Raw genomic sequence first — 16,033 nt, forward strand, 5'->3', positions numbered from 1 at the left:
GCTCCGGGGAAACCGAGAGGAATGCGCGAACCATGGGCATGGTACTGTCTTTCGTGCCGCGTACGGCACCAAACACCAGAGCAAAGCAAACCGCCGAAATGCCGGCGGCGGTGATCATCTTTCCCGGCATCCGCTATGAGCGGTCGCATGCCGGCGAAGTGCGGCCGGTCGATCCCGACAAGACGGGGTCGCCAGGGACGAAGCCGGTCCCGCACCACTGAGTTTCGGCGGCCACGGACCTTGGTCCGGGATCATGTCTAGTGCATGTCGCCCGAAAGTGACCCCGGTTTTGGGAGAACGACATGCATAAAAAAGACCTGAAGCGGGTCGTCTGAATCCGTTCAGACGCGACACGCTCTAGAAGTCCTGCAACTCGCAGGAGCTCTGTTCGAAGAAGCGCGACACGATCGGCTTCCAGCTGCTGTCGGGCACGAAGGCACGGATGACGAAGATGCCTTCCTCGATCGGCGCTTCGACGAAGATCGCCCCCTGAAGATCCTCTGGAAGGTCCTTGCGCACGTCGATCATCTGCGCCGGCGTCAGCACCACGGCATCCAGAACGCCGCCGGTCGCTGTGTGGTCGTTGAAGGAATAGATGTTGTGGCCGCTGCGATCATAGACCGACACCGACCAGAACGGGACATGTCCAGGTGCCTTGACGCGGACCAAACCTTCGCCCAGGTCGAACCGGCACGCCGTTGCATAAAACAGCGGGTCGACGGATTTCACCACGGGCGCCCCACCGGCCTCGGCATCGAGCCGCGTCATCTTGTAGAGATCCGAAGCCATGGACAGCCGCGACCAGGCGTCGCGCTCGGAAAACTCAGGCACCAGCAGCAGCACGGCGATGTGCACGATGCCGGCACCGAGCAGGCCGAGCAGGACGGCATGCAGAAGTCTGCGCATCGCCGCATAAAAACTACGCATTGCAGCCGACCTTGACGATCCGCGGCAGCGAGACGTCCGACAGGCCCGTGCTGCTGGCGATTGGCGTGTCGTAGAAGGTCAGCACGAAATACATCCTGCCGAAGCCGTCTGTCAGCAGCCAATTGCCGGGCATCGGGTGATGGCCGGCGGAAATGATCACCGAATTGTCGGGCTGGCGCACCACCCCGTAGGATTGCAGCGCCGCCAGCCGGGATTTGCCGGTCTCGACCACGCTGAGCGACTGGTCGGCGGCGTAGAGCGTCCAGAACCGCGCCGTCGGAAATCCGCCCTCGATGGTGTAGGTGCATTCGCGCTTGAGCTCGGCGCCGCCCGTGTCTCGCTCGGCGACGAAGGACAGCCCCTCGGCACGGCCGAGTGCAAGCACGCCCTCGCGCGCCACGCGAGCCTTGGAATAAGGATCGGCGGACGGCGTGCCGATATCGGGAAAGGCTGTCCATTGACCGATCCGGATGGCGCCGACGCCATCCTGGACTTTCAGCGCATACCAGACGCTGCCGCCACCGCCGATGATGGCTATGGCAAGCGAAAGCAACGTCAGGAAGGCAGTTTTGAGCATGAAGGGCCGGGGACACCGAAGAGTTGCCGCTCGGGGATATCGCGGCGCAGGGCCTTGTGGCAAGCGGGCCGATGTAGAATTGCAGCCGCCTCTTCCTTCTCCCCCTGCGGGAGACGGTGGCCGAGCGAAGCTCGGTCGGATGAGGGGTGTTCCAGCTTCGCAAGGACGGTGATCCGGCCAGCACCCCTCAACCGTCTCGGCGCTGCGCGCCGATCCACCTTCTCCCACAGGTGGAGAAGGAAGAGGCGCGCCATCACAGCGCCGACAGCGTCTCCGGCGGTTGAGGCGTATTGAGGACGGGCGCCGACTGGAAAAGGCTGGTCATGTCCCGCAGCGTCTGCGTCGTGCGGCTGGACAGCACCGGCGGCCGTTCGGCGGCTGCATCGGCCACCGCCTGCGCGTCGCTCTTCTTCTGTGCTTCCTCGGCCTTGGCAGCGATCTCCTCGTCGATGAAGGGCTTGTCGATGCCCGGGATCGGCTTGAGGTCGATGTTCTGGTGCGCATAGACCATCAGGCGCTGCCATACCATCGCAGGCAGCGAGCCGCCGGTCATGTTCTTGGTCGGCGTGAAATCGTCATTGCCCATCCATACTGCCGCCGTGTAGTTGCCGGTGAAGCCGACGAACCAGGCGTCGCGGTAGGATTGCGTCGTGCCCGTCTTGCCGGCGACGACGATGTTGGGAAGTTGGGCCCGCCGCGCCGTGCCCATCACCGGTACTGCCGCCAGCATGGTGTTCATCGATTTCAGCGCCTGCTCCGACAACACCCGGTGTGGCGGCGGCGCATCCTTGGCGAAATCATAAACCACCTCGCCGGTGCGGGTGACGAGTTGGCTGATGCCGTGCCGGAAGCCGACGAAACCGTTGTCGGCGAACACGCTGTAGCCCGTCGCCTGGTCCATCACCGTCATGCCCGAGGTGCCCAGCACCATCGTCTTGTGCGCTTCGAGCGGCGATTCCACGCCCATCGCCTCGGCCATGGCCTTGATCGGGCCGATGCCAAGGTGATCCTTGGCCAGCCGAACCGGCACGGTGTTGATCGATTTGGCCATAGCCATGATCAGAGTTACATTGCCCGCCGATCCGCCGCTGTAATTGTGCGGCGACCAGGACCCCCAGCTGATCGGGCCGCCGGAGATGATGGAGTTGGGCGTGAAGCCGTGTTCCATCGCCGTTGCATAGACATAGGGTTTGAATGACGAGCCGGTCTGGCGCAGCGCCTTGGTGGCGCGGTTGAACTGGCTGGCGCCATAATCGCGGCCGCCGACGATGGCGCGCACGGCGCCGTTGGTCTCGATGACGACGACGGCACCTTCGGTGACGTTGTACTCCTTGCCGAACTGGCGCAGGTGGAACTCCACCGATTCTTCCGCTGCCTTCTGGATGTTCGCGTCGAAGGTGGTGTGGGCAACAAGCGAGTGCTGGCCCGGTTTGGCGATCTTCTTGACCTCGTCGAATGCCCAGTCGAGGTAATAGTCTGGACTTTTCTGCTCGCCGCGGTCGACGACATCGGCCGGATGCAGCCTTGCCTGCAGAACCTGGCCCTCGGTCATGAAGCCGGAATCGACAAGGTTGGACAGCACCACATTGGCGCGTGCGCGCGCTGCCGGCAGGTTGATGTGCGGAGCATATTTGGTCGGCGCCTTGAACAGCCCGGCCAGCATCGCCGCCTCGGCGAGGTTCAGATCCTTGACGCTCTTGCCGAAATAGAAATCGGCGGCCGCCTCGATGCCGAACGTGCCGCCCCCCATATAGGCGCGGTCGAGATAGAGCTGCAGGATTTCCTTCTTCGACAGATTGGCCTCGAGCCACAGCGACAGGAAGGCTTCCTTGATCTTGCGCTCCAGCGTGCGCTCATTGGTGAGGAACAGGTTCTTGGCCAGCTGCTGGGTTATGCTCGAGCCGCCCTGAACGACGGAATTGGCCCGCACATTCTCGAAGATGGCGCGGGAAAGGCCGAGCACATCGATGCCGTAGTGATCGAAGAAGCGGCGATCCTCGGTAGCAAGCACCGCCTTGATGACGTGATCGGGCATCTCGTCGACCGGCACGGAATCGCGCTGGATGATGCCGCGCTGGCCGATCTCGTTGCCATAGCGGTCGAGGAAGGTGACGGCGAAGTCGCCCTGGGCGCGCCAGTCGCCGGCCGTATCCTGGAAAGCCGGAATGGCCAGCGCCAGCATCACCACGATGCCGCCGGCGCCGAGCGTAAAACCTTCGCTCAACACTTCGATGATGCCACGGCGCCAGCCGTTGACGCGGAAGCGCCGCGAGAAGATCGTCGCCGATTCCCAGAACTGGCGCGCCTTGAAGCCGATCTCGTAGAGCGACGAATCGATCCACGCGTCGAGCGCCAGCAGCCGGGCGGCGATCGGACCTCTTCTCTTGCGCGGTTCGGGACTGGCCATTCGGAATCCGGCTAGCAATTGCACGACCTGAGTACCGCAAACCGGCAATTTCAGGGCGATGCATTCCGCAAGACTATTCCTCCATTTTTCCAGCACTCACAAGGGCAGCGAAGACACAGTATCGGGTTTGTTGCTGAGGGGCGAGCCGGCTCAGGCCGGTTCGCGCTTCAGCGCCTGCGCCATGCAGTGGATGCCGCCGCCGGTCTTCGAAATCTCGCTCATGTCGACGGCCGCGACCTCGAAACCGCGGGCCTTGAGCTGGCCGATCAGCGACTGGCTGGAGGTCGGCGCGATCACGCGGTCCTTGCCCAGCGACATGAAGTTGCAGCCGAGCGCCATCGTGTCCTGGAACGGCACGTCGATGATCTCGTGGCCTTTGCCCTTCAGCCAGTCGACAATGCCGGGCTCGGTGCAGGCAAGGCAGACGGCGGTCAGTTTTTCGGCGATCGGCACCACCATCAGGTCGATATGGACGTAATATTCGTCGATGAAAGCGATGCGGGTTTCCCAGCCTTCCTTGTCGAACCAGGCCTGCACCTGGCGCGCACCTTCCTCCTGCGTGCGGGCGCCGCCGCAGCCGATCAGCACGACGCCGTCCTCGATGACGTTGAAGTCGCCGCCCTCGAACGTACCAGCCGTGACCATGTCGTAGATCGGGATGCCGAGCTTTTCGTAGGTGCGGATCGCGGCATAGTTCTCGCCGCGCCGCCACCAGTTGGCCATGGCGGTGATGAAGGCGCCGTAGGGCGTCATGACGCTGGAATCGCGGGAATAGACCTGCATCGGCAGCTCGGGCGTCGGCTCGTGCCAGTGGATGTTGACGCCGAAATGCTCGTAGGCGGCGACCAGGTCCTTGTGCTGTGCTTGTGCGATCTGGACGTTGCAGGGCGCCTCGCGCAGGTGCTTGCGCGACAGCGAGCTGGTCGACAGATGACGCAGGAAATTGGGCGAGCCGAGCAGGACGTCGGTCAGCACGTCGGTCTCGTTGGCAAAACCCCAGGCGGTCAGCGGCTTGGTGCCGCCGGCGGGGTTGCGGCGCTGCAGCGAAAACGGCTCGGCGACAATGCGGTCATGAACGGTCATGGGATGCTCCTCGTGAGGTGACTTGGGGGTGTCTGATTGCTCGGTATCCACCAGTCGCGTCCACGCGGGGTGGTGACATATTCTGGCCAGCGAAACCCGATCGGCGGCTCGTAGTCGCAAAGCGGTGCGATCCAGTTCGAACCGCCGATGCCGCCGCCGGTGCGGGTAACGAACTCGTCCATCGCCGCTTCGCGGGCAGTCTGGTCTTCCAGCAGGCGAAGGGCGGCGAGCGCGATCGTGCGGGAGGCGCAGGCCACCATCGGGTCGATCGTGGCCGAAATACCGCCCAGCGCATTCATCACCCAGGCTGGATAGGGATAGCCGGTCTCCGAACGCAGTGCCGGGCGGGCGACATAGAAGCGCGCCGTCGGCGTGTGCCAGCTCATGTCGGTGTAATCGTCGGAGGTCGAATTGACCTGCGAGGGCGGCAGGTCGCGGCGCAGGATCGCTTCCGCCGCCTGCGGCTCGATCAGGCGCTCCAGCTCTTCGATGAACGGCTCGTCGCTCGCCATGCGCCCGGCATTGACCTGCATTTCGCGCGCGACTGCCTTGGCGTCTTCGTCCCAGCGCGGCGGCCCGACCGTCGACAGCGCTTCATAGGCGATCTCGGCCATGGCATGATTGGCAAGTCCCGGTCGTGACTTCGACACCCAATGCCGCTCGGTGCGGCAACCACTCATCGCTGCCGCCGCCTCGGCATTGCGGTCGAGCACCGCGGTGACCTGCTCGGCCATGGCAAGCGTCGGCACGCGGATCATGTACTGAATCTCGGCCAGCCCCGCCGGCAAATTGTCGGCGGTCGCTTGCCCCGCCGTCAGGATCGCCTCGCTGATCGACCAGCCGCCCTGGTGAGGCAGCATGGAATCGCGCAGAGCCTTGGAGGCCATGTACATCATCATCAATGCGTCGTTGGCGCCGGGCGCGCGCGCCGCCGAATGTGCTTGCGGAATGGGTGCAGCGCCCGCAGCCAGCGCCCAGCGCTCCGGTTGGTCGCAGATGAAGCGATAGATCATCGCGTAGGCCGCGCCGCAATGCGTGTCCCAGCGCGCCGTGTTGCAGAGCGGCAGCATGTAGAACGGATGAAAGGAGATCATGCCGGCAAGGCCGTCATAATAGCCCTTGGCGGCATGGATCGGCTTTGACCCACGCACCTTTTCCGCCGGCTCGCCGGTGAAGCGCAGCGTGCCTGATATGCCGTGGCGCTGCATCGCGGCCTTGGTCGCCAGCAGCCCGCCGAGGCTCGAAATACCCAGCCCGGAATGCGGGTCGGTGTGGCCGCCGGCCTGGTTGCCAAGTCCCCGGCGCGGACGCTCGACCGTAGCGGCATCCTGGCAATTGCCCGGCACCGCGTCGTATTCGGCGTACATGCCGATGGTCGGGCCGGGGCCGTTGGTCCAATGAGCGCAGAAGGCGGTTGGCATGCCGCCGGAGCCTTCTTCGACAGAAAAGCCTTCGAGTTTCAGTCGCTCGACATACCAGGCGGCGGATTGATATTCCCGCCACGCGGTCTCGCCGTAATCGAAGATGATGCGTGTCCACGCGGACAACAACGGCTGGATGCCGTCGAGACAGGCAAGGGCGGTTGCTTGCGCCGAGGTGGCCACCGGTTTCTCCATGGCATGAGAAGAAAGCAGTGAAGCGGTTCGCTAAAAAGTGATATGTTTTCCCGGTTCGTGCAAATTCGGTTCACCTGAGGCTCCTTGCGTATACCATCCACACAAGCGCTGCGTGCGCTCGACAGCTTCGCCCGCCATGGCAGCGTCTGGCGCGCCGCCGACGAGTTGCACCTGACCCGCAGCGCCGTGAGCCATCAGCTTCGTCTGCTGGAGCGCGATCTCGGCTTCGACCTGCTCGAACGCATCGGCAAGGGCGTGGCGCTGACGCCGCGCGGCCAGCGCTACGCCAGCGACGTGCGCAAGGCGCTCACCGTTTTGGGCGATGCGGTGACGCGGGACGCCGGCACCGGCGTCGGCGGCTCGTTCGCCGTCAGTTGCACGCCCGGCTTCGCCTCGCTGTTCTTGTGCACCCATATCGGCGAGTTCCGGCAGATGTATCCTGACGTGGCGCTGCGCATCCTGACGCCGCGCCGGCTCGACGATGTCAGCAACGCAGATGCCGATGCCTTCATTGCGTTTGGTGTCGGCAATTGGCCGAACCGGGCGGTCGAGCCGCTCTGCGAAATCTCGTTCACGCCGCTCTGCAGCCCGACGCTGCTCAACAAGGTCGGCGGGTTTTCCCGGCCGTCGGACGTGCTGCGCGCCAACCTGCTGCATCTCGACGACACCGAGGATTGGGCGCGCTGGCTGGCGCTGTCCAAGGTGGAAAACCCCGACATCGAGGGCGGCATCTTCTTTTCCGACATGAACCTGGTCTTTTCGGCGGCGATTGCCGGGCAAGGCATCGCCATGGGCGACGAACTGACCAGCCGGCGGGCGCTGAGCGAGGGCCGGCTGGTCAGGCCGTTCGACATCGCGATCAAGTCGCCGCGCTCCTATTTCCTGGTCTCCGAACACGCCAAGGCCTCGCATCCGGTGCTGGAAGCGTTCGCGGGATGGCTGCGGTCGAAACTCCAGGAGAACCGCATTCTGCCGTATTGAGGGCAAGGCGGCGCCATCTCGCCATAGATGAATGGAATTTGCCGATCACGCGAAAACTATTCGGTTGCGGTGAGCCGGCACCCTGCCTACGATTTCGACAAGCGTTAGGGAAAGGGCAGTATGCAGCAACCCGGCCGTGCCGCAGAGATCAAGGCAATCGGGATCGGCAAGAGCTTCGGCTCGTTCCGTGCGCTGGACAATCTGTCGCTCAATATCGGCCGTGGCGAGTTCCTGACCCTGCTCGGGCCGTCGGGTTCGGGCAAGACCACCTTCCTGATGATCCTTGCGGGCTTCGTGCAGCCGACCGAGGGCAAGCTGTTCAGCGACGGCGTCGACATCACCGACCGACCGGCAGAGCAACGGGCCGCCGGCATGGTGTTCCAGGGCTACGCGCTGTTCCCGCATATGAGCGTCGAAGCCAACATCGCCTTCCCACTCAAGGTGCGCAAGAAATCGGCCGCCGACATCAAGCGCCGTGTCGGCGAGATGATCGAGCGCGTCGGTCTCAAGGGCCACGAGAAGAAACTGCCGGCGCAACTATCGGGCGGCCAGCAGCAGCGCGTGGCGCTGGCCCGTGCGCTGGTGTTCGAACCTGGCGTGCTGTTGCTCGATGAGCCGTTCTCGGCGCTCGACAAGAGCCTGCGCGGCCAGATGCAGGCCGAGATGAAGCGGCTGCACCAGGAAACCGGAACCACTTTCGTCTTCGTCACCCACGACCAGAGCGAGGCGCTGGCGCTGTCGTCGCGCGTTGCCATCTTCAACCACGGCAAACTGCTGCAGGTCGGAGCGCCCGACGAAGTCTACGACCGGCCGGACAACCGCTTCGTCGCCGAGTTCCTCGGCGAAATCAACATGCTGCCGCTGAAGGGCGTCAAGCCTGCCGGCAATGGCTCGACCGGCCTGTGCGAAGACCGTGCGGTCAGCATGGGCTGCAAGGCCGAACTCGTGCGCGGCGATGCCATCCTGGCGATCCGGCCCGAATACATGTCGATATCGGGCGAGGCGGCGGATGGCGAGAATGGCATCGCCGCTACCGCCACCAACTCCACCTATCTGGGCGCTGCAACGCGGCTCGACCTGACGACACGGCAAGGCGCCAAGGTTACCGTGTCGGTGCCGAACGAGGTGGCGGCCGCAGCGCTCAGCAAGGGAAATTCCGTCTGGCTCACCTGGCCGGCGGAAAAGGGTTTCCTCCTTCCTCATGGAGGGCAATGACGACGGTGTGGCGAGATGTCGCTCCACCGCTTTCCGGCACTATCAACAACAAAAAAGGGGAACTGACATGACACATGACACCAAAAAACAAGCCGTCGAGAGCCTGTCCGCCAGGGCAGGTCGCGGCGAGATCTCGCGCCGGCAGTTCACACAGCTGGCGGCACTCGTGCTGGCCGGCACGCCGATGCTGCTGCGCTCGACAGGTGCCTTTGCGCAGGCCAAGGAACTGGTGCTGGTCAACTGGGGTGGCGATGCCATCACCGCCTATGATGCCGCCTATGGCCAGGCCTTCACCAAGGACACCGGCATCGCCGTCAAGATGGACGGTTCGGGTCCGACCGAAGGCGCCATCGCCGCGCAGTTCAAGAGCGGCGCGCCGACCTGGGATCTCGTCGACGTAGACCCCTTCTCGGCCATCACGCTCGGCGCCCAAGGGGCTCTCGAGCCGATCGATTACAACATCGTCGACAAGAAGAAGATGCGGCCCGGCTTTGGTTGGGAATACGCCGCCTCGACCTATTTCTTCTCCTATGTCATCGCCTATGATTCCGAGAAGTACGGCAAGGACGCGCCGACCGGCATGGCCGATTTCTTCGACGTGAAGAAATTCCCCGGCAAGCGCTCGCTCTACAAATGGGGCGTATCGAGCTGGGAAGCAGCACTTCTGGCCGACGGCATCGCACCGGCGTCGCTCTACCCGCTCGACCTCAAGCGCGCCCATGACAAGATCGCCGCGTTCAAGGAAAACGTCGTTGCCTATTGGGGTGGCGGCGCCGAAAGCCAGAGCGTGCTGCTCAATGGCGAGGCCTCGATGGCGATCGTCTGGTCGACGCGCGCTTCGCTGATCGAGCAGGATTCGGGCGGCAAGATCAAGTTCATCTGGGACCAGGGACTGATCTCGCCCGGTGCGCTGGCCGTGCTCAAGAACAACCCCGGCGGCAAGGACGCTGCGATGAAGTTCATCGCCAGTGCCCAGGACCCTGAAAAGCAGTTGGTCATGTTCGACAAGCTCGGCCAAGGTCCTGCAAACCCGGCGGCAGACGCGCTGATCACGGCCGACAAGAAGCGCATCAACCCGGTCGATCCCGAGAACATGAAGAAGCAGATCGCGCTCGACATGGACTGGTACGCCAAGAACTACGGGCCGGCGCTCGACGAATACACCAAGATCATCTCGGCCTGATCAGGGCCGGGGTAATCGGGTCAATGAGATCCTATCTCTCCGACAGGATGGGCGCGGCGCTGTTGATGGCGCCGCTGCTCCTGTTTCTTGTCCTGGCCTATGCCTGGCCGTTCCTTGGCGTCGTCAAATGGAGTTTTACGCTGCCGACGCCCGGCCTCGGCCAATATGAGGCGCTGCTCACCGACGATCTGGTGCAGTCGGTGTTCATCCGCACGCTGCGCATCGCGGCGGTCGTCACCGTGGTCTCGGTGGCCGCTGCCTACGCCATCACCGTCGTCTGGGTGCGTGGAACCCCGGCACAGCGCCTGATCGCCGAGTTCTGCATTCTCGTTCCCTTCTGGATTTCCGTGTTGACCCGTGCCTTCGGCTGGGTGGCGCTGCTCTCCAATCGCGGCCTGATCAACACGTGGCTGCAGGCGATCGGCTTCATTTCCGAACCGCTGGCGTTGGTGCGCAACGAATTCGGCGTCATCGTCGGCATGACGCACTTCCTCATTCCTTTCGCCGTTTTTCCGCTGGCATCGGCCATGCGCAGCCTCGACGACCGCGTGCTCCTGGCGGCGCGCGGGCTCGGCTCCAGCCGCATGCGCACCTTCTGGACGGTGTTCGTGCCGATGACGCGCTCCGGCATCATAGGCGCGGCGATGATCGTTTTCGTCTTCTCGCTCGGCTTCTTCGTCACGCCAGCGATCCTTGGCGGCGGCCGGAGCGTCATGATTGCCGAGCTGATCTATCTCAGGATATTCCAGAGCCCGGACTGGGGGCTGGGTGCAGCGATCAGCGTCGTGCTGGTGCTGTTCGTCGGCGCGCTGATGGCGCTCTTGTTCCGATATGTCAGACCGAAGCAGTTGATCTGATGCCGACCTACCGCCCCGGTCCCGTCTCGCTGATCATCGCCGCCTTCGTGGCGCTGTTCCTGCTGATGCCGCTGCTCGCCGTCATCCCGGTGTCGCTGACGCCGAGCCGCATGCTGGCCATGCCGTCGGGCGAACTGTCGCTGCGCCATTACCGGGCGCTGATCGAGGACCCGCGCTGGCTCCAATCGATCCTGCTCTCGATCCGCATCGGTGTCGTCAGCAGTGCCTTTTCAACTGTGCTGGCGCTGTGCTTCAGCCTTGGCGTCTGGATGTTCCAGCCGCGCTTCACCGCGGCCCTGGTCGGCTTCGTGCTGCTGCCGATGGTGGTGCCGCCGGTGGTCTCGGCGATCACGCTCTACTTCTTGCTCACCTCGATCTCGGGTTTCAGCGCGTTCTTCGGCTACGACACCTGGCTGGGCGTCGCCATGGCCCATTCGGTGATGACCGTGCCCTTCGCCACGGTGCTGATGCTGGTCTCGCTCAGCCAGCTCGACCGCCGCATCGACCTTGCCGCCCGGGGCTTAGGGGCCACTGTGTGGGAGCGCGCCACCCGCATCATCATGCCCAACATCAAGTTCGGCATCGTCACCGCCGCACTTCTCTCCTTCGTGCTGTCCTGGGAAGAAATCGGCGTCACTTTGTTCATCACCTCTGTCAACGCCATCACGCTGCCGCGGCTCATGTGGATGGGCTTGCGCGACAACATCGACCCGGCGATCGCGGCATTGTCGGTGATCCTGATCATCATCACCGTGCTGGTGCTGGCGGTGCGCAGTTTCGTGGCCAGGCAGCGCGGGGCGCAGTGAGAAGGCAAAGCATAACGCAGGCCCGCTGAAGGCCTCCGGGGACAGCGCTCCCTCCCGTCCTGCCGGACATTTCTTCCCGGCCCGCGAGGGCGTCGGGCTACCCCATCGCGCGGCGGATTGTCCTGGACAGGTTGGCAAGGAATGTCGGTCGGGACGATGCGTCAAGCTTCCACGACAGCACCGCCATGGCCATTTGCCGCGGCAGCATACCGACCGACAGGAACCAGGCGGCAAGCACGGCGAAACGCCCCGCAACCCGCTGCTTCGTGGATCGGAAGCCGGCAAGGAACGGAGCAAGGTTAGGTGACCGGGAACCGGGTGTCCACATTCACGCTCCGCGGCAATCAAGCCGCAACGTAGGCGGTTTTCTTACGCAGATAGGCATCGAAGCCGTATTTGCCGTCCTCGCCGCCCAGCCCCGAACTCTTCCAGCCGGAATGAAAGCCCTGGACCATCTCACCGCAGGTGCGGTTGATGTAGAGCTCGCCGAAGGCGCTTTCGCTGTTAAAGCGCATGACGCGGTTGAGACTGCCGGTGAACAGATAGGCGGAGAGGCCGAATTCGGACTCGTTGGCCAGCCGCAGCGCTTCGTCGAAATCGGCGACGCGCATGACTGGCACGACCGGCCCAAAAATCTCCTGCTGCATGATTGGCGCCGCATTCGAGGGTGCCATCAGCACGGTGGGCTCGAACCAATGCCCCTTGGCGAAGGCATCCCCCTCCGGCCGATGGCCACCGGTCAGCAGCTCCGCGCCGCCTCGCACGGCCTCGCCCACCATGGCTTCGACCTTTTCGAGTTCGGGCCGGCTGATCTTGGGGCCCAGATCGACCGCGTCCAGCGGGTTGCCGATCCGCAGTGCCGCGGCCCGCGCGACGAAACTGTCGAGGAACCGGTCGGCGATGGTCTCGTGCAGATACATACGCTCGTTGCAGGTGCAGATCTGGCCGCAATTGGTGAAGCGGGCAATGATTGCGGCATCCACCGCGGCATCGATGTCGGCATCGTCCATGACAATGAACGGCGCCTTGCCACCCAGTTCCAGGCGAATGACCTTGAGGCTTTTGGCGGCAGCGGCATAGATCTCGCGCCCGGCGCGTACGCTGCCGGTCATGGTGACGAGGTCTGAGTGCGGACTGCGCACCAGCGCCTCGCCAATTTCGCGCCCGCTGCCGCTGACGATGTTGACGACACCGGTGGGAATGCCGGCCTCCTCGCAGAGCCGGCCGATCTCGAGCAGGGAAAGCGGCGTCAGTTCGTGTGACTTGAGCACGATGGTGTTGCCGGTCGCCAGCGCCGGGCCGAGCTTCCTGCCGGCCAGCGCCACCGGATAGTTCCAGGCGGTCAGGCCGACCACCACGCCGTAGGGCACGCGCCGGATCCAGATCTCCTCGCCCGCCGCATCGGACGGGATGATGTCGCCTTCGATGCGCCTGGCATTGTCGGCGGCAAATTCGATGAAGCCGATGGCGCCGCCGACTTCGCCACGCGCCTGGGCGATCGGCTTGCCCTGCTCCAGGGTGATCAGCGGGCAATGATTTCGCGATCGCGCTCCAGCAAGGCGCAGAGCCGGCGCAGCATTCGGGCGCGTTCGATCGGCGGCAGTGCCGCCCAGGCTGGCTGGGCATGGCGTGCCGCTCTCAGCGCGTCTTCGGCATCGCCGGCGACGCCTTCCGGGACGCTGCCGACCAGCTCCTCTGTCGCCGGGCTGTAGACGGCAATAGCGCGCGTCGACCGGCCAGACGTCCAGCGGCCGCCAATATACATCTTGCCGTCGATAGGCAGCCCGGTTTGCGCGGTCATGGCTGTTATCTCCGGTTCAACGAAACAGCGAGGATGATAATGACGCCCTTGACGATCTCCTGGATGGTCGTCGAGAGGCCGATGACCACCAGGCCGAAGGCAAGGATGCCGATGAAGATGGCGCCGATCACCGAGCCGATCACCGAGCCGCGGCCGCCGAACAGGCTGGTGCCGCCGATGATAACCGCGGCAATGACGTTGAGCTCGAGTCCGACGCCGACACTAGGGTTGCCGGCCGAAGCGCGTGCCGCCAGCATGTAGCCGGCGAAGGAGGCGCAGGCGCCGCAGATGGCAAAGGCCACCACCTTGGCGCGGTCGACGTCGATACCGGAAAACCGTGCCGCTGCTTCGTTGCCGCCGGTCGCCGCCATCTGCCGGCCGATCACCGACAGATGCAGCACATAGATGCCGGCCAGCGCGAACACCACCGTCCACCACACCGCAGCCGGCAGGCCGATCAGCGTGCCGTTGGCCATGATCTTGCCAAGCGTGCGGTCGCCGATCGGCACCGGAAGCGAATCCGTAAGCGTGAGTGCCGTACCGGACAGGATGCTGAGCATGCCCAGCGTCACCAGGAAGGAGGGGATGCGCAACCGGGTGACGATCAGGCCGTTGATCAGCCCGACCAGCGCCCCGAAGGCCGTCATCACCGGGATCGACAGCCACGGCGTGATGCCGGTCTGCATCAGTATGGCGCCGACCATGGCCGAAAGGCTGGCCAGCGCGCCGACCGACAGGTCGATCTCGCGGCACATGATCACCATGGTCATGCCGACCGCCATGATCGACACCACCGCGGTGATGCGGCCGATGGCGTTCGCCGTCGCCAGCGAGGCGAAGTTGGGCGCGTGCAGGATGAAGAACAGCGTGATCAGTCCGAAGACGATGAAGGTGATGTGGTCGCGAGCCAGGCGTTTCGCTCTCTGCCAGGCGAATGCACGTCTGGCGGCGGCCATGTCGGAGCTAAGGCCTGGGGTGAGGATCGAGTTGGTCATGCGGCCTCGTGTATGGTGGCGAGCTGTTGCAGCACGGTGCGGATTTCTTCCTCGCCGCGCGGTGTGGCCTCGCCCGGCACCAGCCGGCCGTCGACCATATAGATCAGCCGGTCGGCGAGACCGGCCAGTTCATCGAGTTCAGAGGTGATCAGCAGCACCGCCATGCCCTTTTCGGCAGCCCGCAGCACCAGCGTCCGCATTTCCGCCTTGGCGTTGACGTCGACGCCTGCCGTCGGCTCGTCGAGGATCAGCAGTTTTGGATTGCTGGCAAACCACTTTGCGAACACCACCTTCTGCTGGTTGCCGCCCGATAGTTCCGAAGCCGGTTGACCGGGCTCGCGGCAGGCGATGTGCAGCGCATCGCGAAAGCTGAGGAACATCTCGGTCTCGCGCCGCCACGACAAGACGCCCGGCCAGCGCGACGTCAGTTCGGCCAGATTGGGCAGAGCCACATTGGCGGCCAGGCTGTGTTGAGCGACCAGCCCTTCGGCCCTTCGGTCCTCCGGCACCAGCGCCATGCCTGCGCGGATGCGCGGCGGCGTCGCCAACGCGCCGATCTCGCGGCCGCTGAGCTGTACGTCGCCGCGCGCATCCGGGATCAGCCCGAACAGTGCCTTGGCAAGCGTCGAGCGGCCGCTGCCGACAAGGCCGGCGATGCCGACAATTTCGCCGGCGCGCACGGCAAGGCCGACATCGCGCAGCTTTCGCGCCGTACCGAGGTCAACCACCTCGAGGACGATTTCGCCCGGTTCGCGTCGTGCCTTCGGCTTCATCACCACGATGGAGGCCGACCGCGCCATCAACCGCGACACCTCGGGTATGGTGATCTGCTCGGTGGCAAACGGTCCCTGGATATGGCCGTCCTTGATGATGCTCAACCGATCGGCGACGCGAAAAATCTCCGACATGCGGTGGCTGATATAGACGACGCCGATGCCTGTGGCGCGCAGTTGGGCGATGGTGGCATGCAGCACCTCTTCTTCGCGCACGGTAAGCGACGAGGTCGGTTCATCCATGACGATCACCGAAGCGCCGCGCGACAGCGCCTTGAGGATTTCGACCTGCTGGCGCGCCGCGAACGGCAGATCTTCGACGAGCGCGTCCGGATCGAGCGCAAAGCCTTGCCCGGCGATCAGTTCGACTGCCTCGCGCCGGATGCGGCGGCGGTCGATGCGCCCGCCAAACAGCAGCGGCTCGCGGCCAAGAAACAGATTGTCGGCGACCCTCATCGCTGGCACCAGGCTCAATTCCTGGAAGATCATCGCCACGCCGGCTTCGAGGCGCGCGCGCGTCGAAATGGAGGCCAACGGTTCGCCGCGCACCAGGATCGTGCCTTCATCGGGCGCGTGAATGCCAAGCAGCACTTTCATCAATGTGGACTTGCCGGCGCCGTTCTCGCCGAGCAAGGCGTGGACTTCGCCGCCCCGGACCTCGAAATCGACGTTGCGCAGCACGGTGTTGGCGCCGAACCGCTTGACGATGCCACGCATGGAAACCAGCGTGGGCAGGGGATTGTCGGCAGCGGACATGGCGATTCCCAAAAGAGGCGATATGGGCGGCGGGTCGGCCCGCCGCCCGGGATCGA

The 16,033-nt window shown here is 64.4% G+C and carries 13 protein-coding genes and 2 pseudogenes; 6 read left to right on the forward strand and 9 right to left on the reverse strand.

Annotated elements, in window-relative coordinates; all coding sequences use genetic code 11:
• The first annotated feature begins 32 nt into the window (after positions 1–32).
• Positions 33–221, forward strand: coding sequence for a hypothetical protein (locus A4R29_RS08830; RefSeq protein ID WP_013532653.1), 189 nt, complete (start codon positions 33–35; stop codon positions 219–221).
• A 136-nt stretch (positions 222–357) separates the two neighbouring features.
• On the opposite strand, the gene A4R29_RS08835 is transcribed toward A4R29_RS08830, so the two are convergent.
• The 5 genes from A4R29_RS08835 to A4R29_RS08855 form a co-directional block, all read right to left on the reverse strand.
• Positions 358–927 (reverse strand): DUF1254 domain-containing protein, encoded by a 570-nt coding sequence (locus A4R29_RS08835; RefSeq protein ID WP_013532652.1) that lies wholly within the window; start codon positions 925–927, stop codon positions 358–360.
• Positions 920–1,504 carry a DUF1214 domain-containing protein gene (locus A4R29_RS08840; RefSeq protein ID WP_063171733.1) on the reverse strand — a complete coding sequence of 195 codons (585 nt, stop codon included), beginning with the start codon at positions 1,502–1,504 and terminating at the stop codon, positions 920–922. The genes A4R29_RS08835 and A4R29_RS08840 overlap by 8 nt, the downstream gene beginning before the upstream one ends.
• A 253-nt stretch (positions 1,505–1,757) precedes the next feature.
• Positions 1,758–3,911 carry a transglycosylase domain-containing protein gene (locus A4R29_RS08845; protein WP_063171734.1) on the reverse strand — a complete coding sequence of 718 codons (2,154 nt, stop codon included), beginning with the start codon at positions 3,909–3,911 and terminating at the stop codon, positions 1,758–1,760.
• A 150-nt stretch (positions 3,912–4,061) separates the two neighbouring features.
• Positions 4,062–4,994: a dimethylarginine dimethylaminohydrolase family protein gene (locus tag A4R29_RS08850; RefSeq protein ID WP_013532649.1), complete on the reverse strand. Its 933-nt coding sequence runs from the start codon at positions 4,992–4,994 to the stop codon at positions 4,062–4,064.
• The gene (locus tag A4R29_RS08855; RefSeq protein ID WP_063171735.1) at positions 4,991–6,610 is read right to left on the reverse strand and encodes a zinc-binding metallopeptidase family protein; all 1,620 of its coding nucleotides are present in this window, start codon (positions 6,608–6,610) and stop codon (positions 4,991–4,993) included. The genes A4R29_RS08850 and A4R29_RS08855 overlap by 4 nt, the downstream gene beginning before the upstream one ends.
• A gap of 84 nt (positions 6,611–6,694) precedes the next feature.
• Between A4R29_RS08855 and A4R29_RS08860 the strand changes: the two genes are divergently transcribed.
• The 5 genes from A4R29_RS08860 (at position 6,695) to A4R29_RS08880 (ending at position 11,652) form a co-directional block, all read left to right on the forward strand.
• The gene (locus A4R29_RS08860; protein WP_013532647.1) at positions 6,695–7,591 is read left to right on the forward strand and encodes a LysR substrate-binding domain-containing protein; all 897 of its coding nucleotides are present in this window, start codon (positions 6,695–6,697) and stop codon (positions 7,589–7,591) included.
• 120 nt (positions 7,592–7,711) lie between these two features.
• Positions 7,712–8,806 carry an ABC transporter ATP-binding protein gene (locus A4R29_RS08865; protein ID WP_024505297.1) on the forward strand — a complete coding sequence of 365 codons (1,095 nt, stop codon included), beginning with the start codon at positions 7,712–7,714 and terminating at the stop codon, positions 8,804–8,806.
• A 67-nt stretch (positions 8,807–8,873) separates the two neighbouring features.
• A complete protein-coding gene (locus A4R29_RS08870) occupies positions 8,874–9,989 on the forward strand; it encodes an ABC transporter substrate-binding protein (protein ID WP_027162977.1) in 1,116 nt (371 codons plus the stop codon).
• A 23-nt stretch (positions 9,990–10,012) separates the two neighbouring features.
• Entirely contained in the window at positions 10,013–10,846 is an 834-nt protein-coding gene (locus tag A4R29_RS08875; RefSeq protein ID WP_013532644.1) for an ABC transporter permease, read from the forward strand.
• The gene (locus A4R29_RS08880; RefSeq protein WP_024505295.1) at positions 10,846–11,652 is read left to right on the forward strand and encodes an ABC transporter permease; all 807 of its coding nucleotides are present in this window, start codon (positions 10,846–10,848) and stop codon (positions 11,650–11,652) included. Before A4R29_RS08875 ends, A4R29_RS08880 begins: the two co-directional genes overlap by 1 nt.
• A gap of 97 nt (positions 11,653–11,749) precedes the next feature.
• On the opposite strand, the pseudogene A4R29_RS34090 reads toward A4R29_RS08880, so the two are convergent.
• The 4 genes and pseudogenes from A4R29_RS34090 to A4R29_RS08900 form a co-directional block, all read right to left on the reverse strand.
• Positions 11,750–11,899 (reverse strand): annotated as a pseudogene (locus tag A4R29_RS34090) (glycosyltransferase family 2 protein); the annotation flags it as partial.
• Positions 11,900–11,996: 97 nt separating this feature from the next.
• Positions 11,997–13,453: pseudogene (locus A4R29_RS08890) on the reverse strand (aldehyde dehydrogenase family protein).
• Positions 13,454–13,458: 5 nt separating this feature from the next.
• Positions 13,459–14,448, reverse strand: coding sequence for an ABC transporter permease (locus A4R29_RS08895; RefSeq protein ID WP_024505293.1), 990 nt, complete (start codon positions 14,446–14,448; stop codon positions 13,459–13,461).
• Positions 14,445–15,977 (reverse strand): sugar ABC transporter ATP-binding protein, encoded by a 1,533-nt coding sequence (locus A4R29_RS08900; protein WP_063171737.1) that lies wholly within the window; start codon positions 15,975–15,977, stop codon positions 14,445–14,447. Before A4R29_RS08900 ends, A4R29_RS08895 begins: the two co-directional genes overlap by 4 nt.
• Positions 15,978–16,033: the final 56 nt, after the last annotated feature.

Origin of the sequence: Mesorhizobium ciceri biovar biserrulae, from assembly GCF_001618845.1 — a bacterium.
GTDB lineage: Bacteria > Pseudomonadota > Alphaproteobacteria > Rhizobiales > Rhizobiaceae > Mesorhizobium > Mesorhizobium ciceri.

What these genes read in the sequence shown, in the direction of transcription:
- A4R29_RS08830 (WP_013532653.1), top strand. Translation starts at nt 33, where the DNA reads ATGGGCATGGTACTGTCTTTCGTGCCGCGTACGGCACCAAACACCAGA.
- A4R29_RS08835 (WP_013532652.1), bottom strand. Translation starts at nt 927, where the DNA reads ATGCGTAGTTTTTATGCGGCGATGCGCAGACTTCTGCATGCCGTCCTG.
- A4R29_RS08840 (WP_063171733.1), bottom strand. Translation starts at nt 1,504, where the DNA reads ATGCTCAAAACTGCCTTCCTGACGTTGCTTTCGCTTGCCATAGCCATC.
- A4R29_RS08845 (WP_063171734.1), bottom strand. Translation starts at nt 3,911, where the DNA reads ATGGCCAGTCCCGAACCGCGCAAGAGAAGAGGTCCGATCGCCGCCCGG.
- A4R29_RS08850 (WP_013532649.1), bottom strand. Translation starts at nt 4,994, where the DNA reads ATGACCGTTCATGACCGCATTGTCGCCGAGCCGTTTTCGCTGCAGCGC.
- A4R29_RS08855 (WP_063171735.1), bottom strand. Translation starts at nt 6,610, where the DNA reads ATGGAGAAACCGGTGGCCACCTCGGCGCAAGCAACCGCCCTTGCCTGT.
- A4R29_RS08865 (WP_024505297.1), top strand. Translation starts at nt 7,712, where the DNA reads ATGCAGCAACCCGGCCGTGCCGCAGAGATCAAGGCAATCGGGATCGGC.
- A4R29_RS08870 (WP_027162977.1), top strand. Translation starts at nt 8,874, where the DNA reads ATGACACATGACACCAAAAAACAAGCCGTCGAGAGCCTGTCCGCCAGG.
- A4R29_RS08875 (WP_013532644.1), top strand. Translation starts at nt 10,013, where the DNA reads ATGAGATCCTATCTCTCCGACAGGATGGGCGCGGCGCTGTTGATGGCG.
- A4R29_RS08880 (WP_024505295.1), top strand. Translation starts at nt 10,846, where the DNA reads ATGCCGACCTACCGCCCCGGTCCCGTCTCGCTGATCATCGCCGCCTTC.
- A4R29_RS08895 (WP_024505293.1), bottom strand. Translation starts at nt 14,448, where the DNA reads ATGACCAACTCGATCCTCACCCCAGGCCTTAGCTCCGACATGGCCGCC.
- A4R29_RS08900 (WP_063171737.1), bottom strand. Translation starts at nt 15,977, where the DNA reads ATGTCCGCTGCCGACAATCCCCTGCCCACGCTGGTTTCCATGCGTGGC.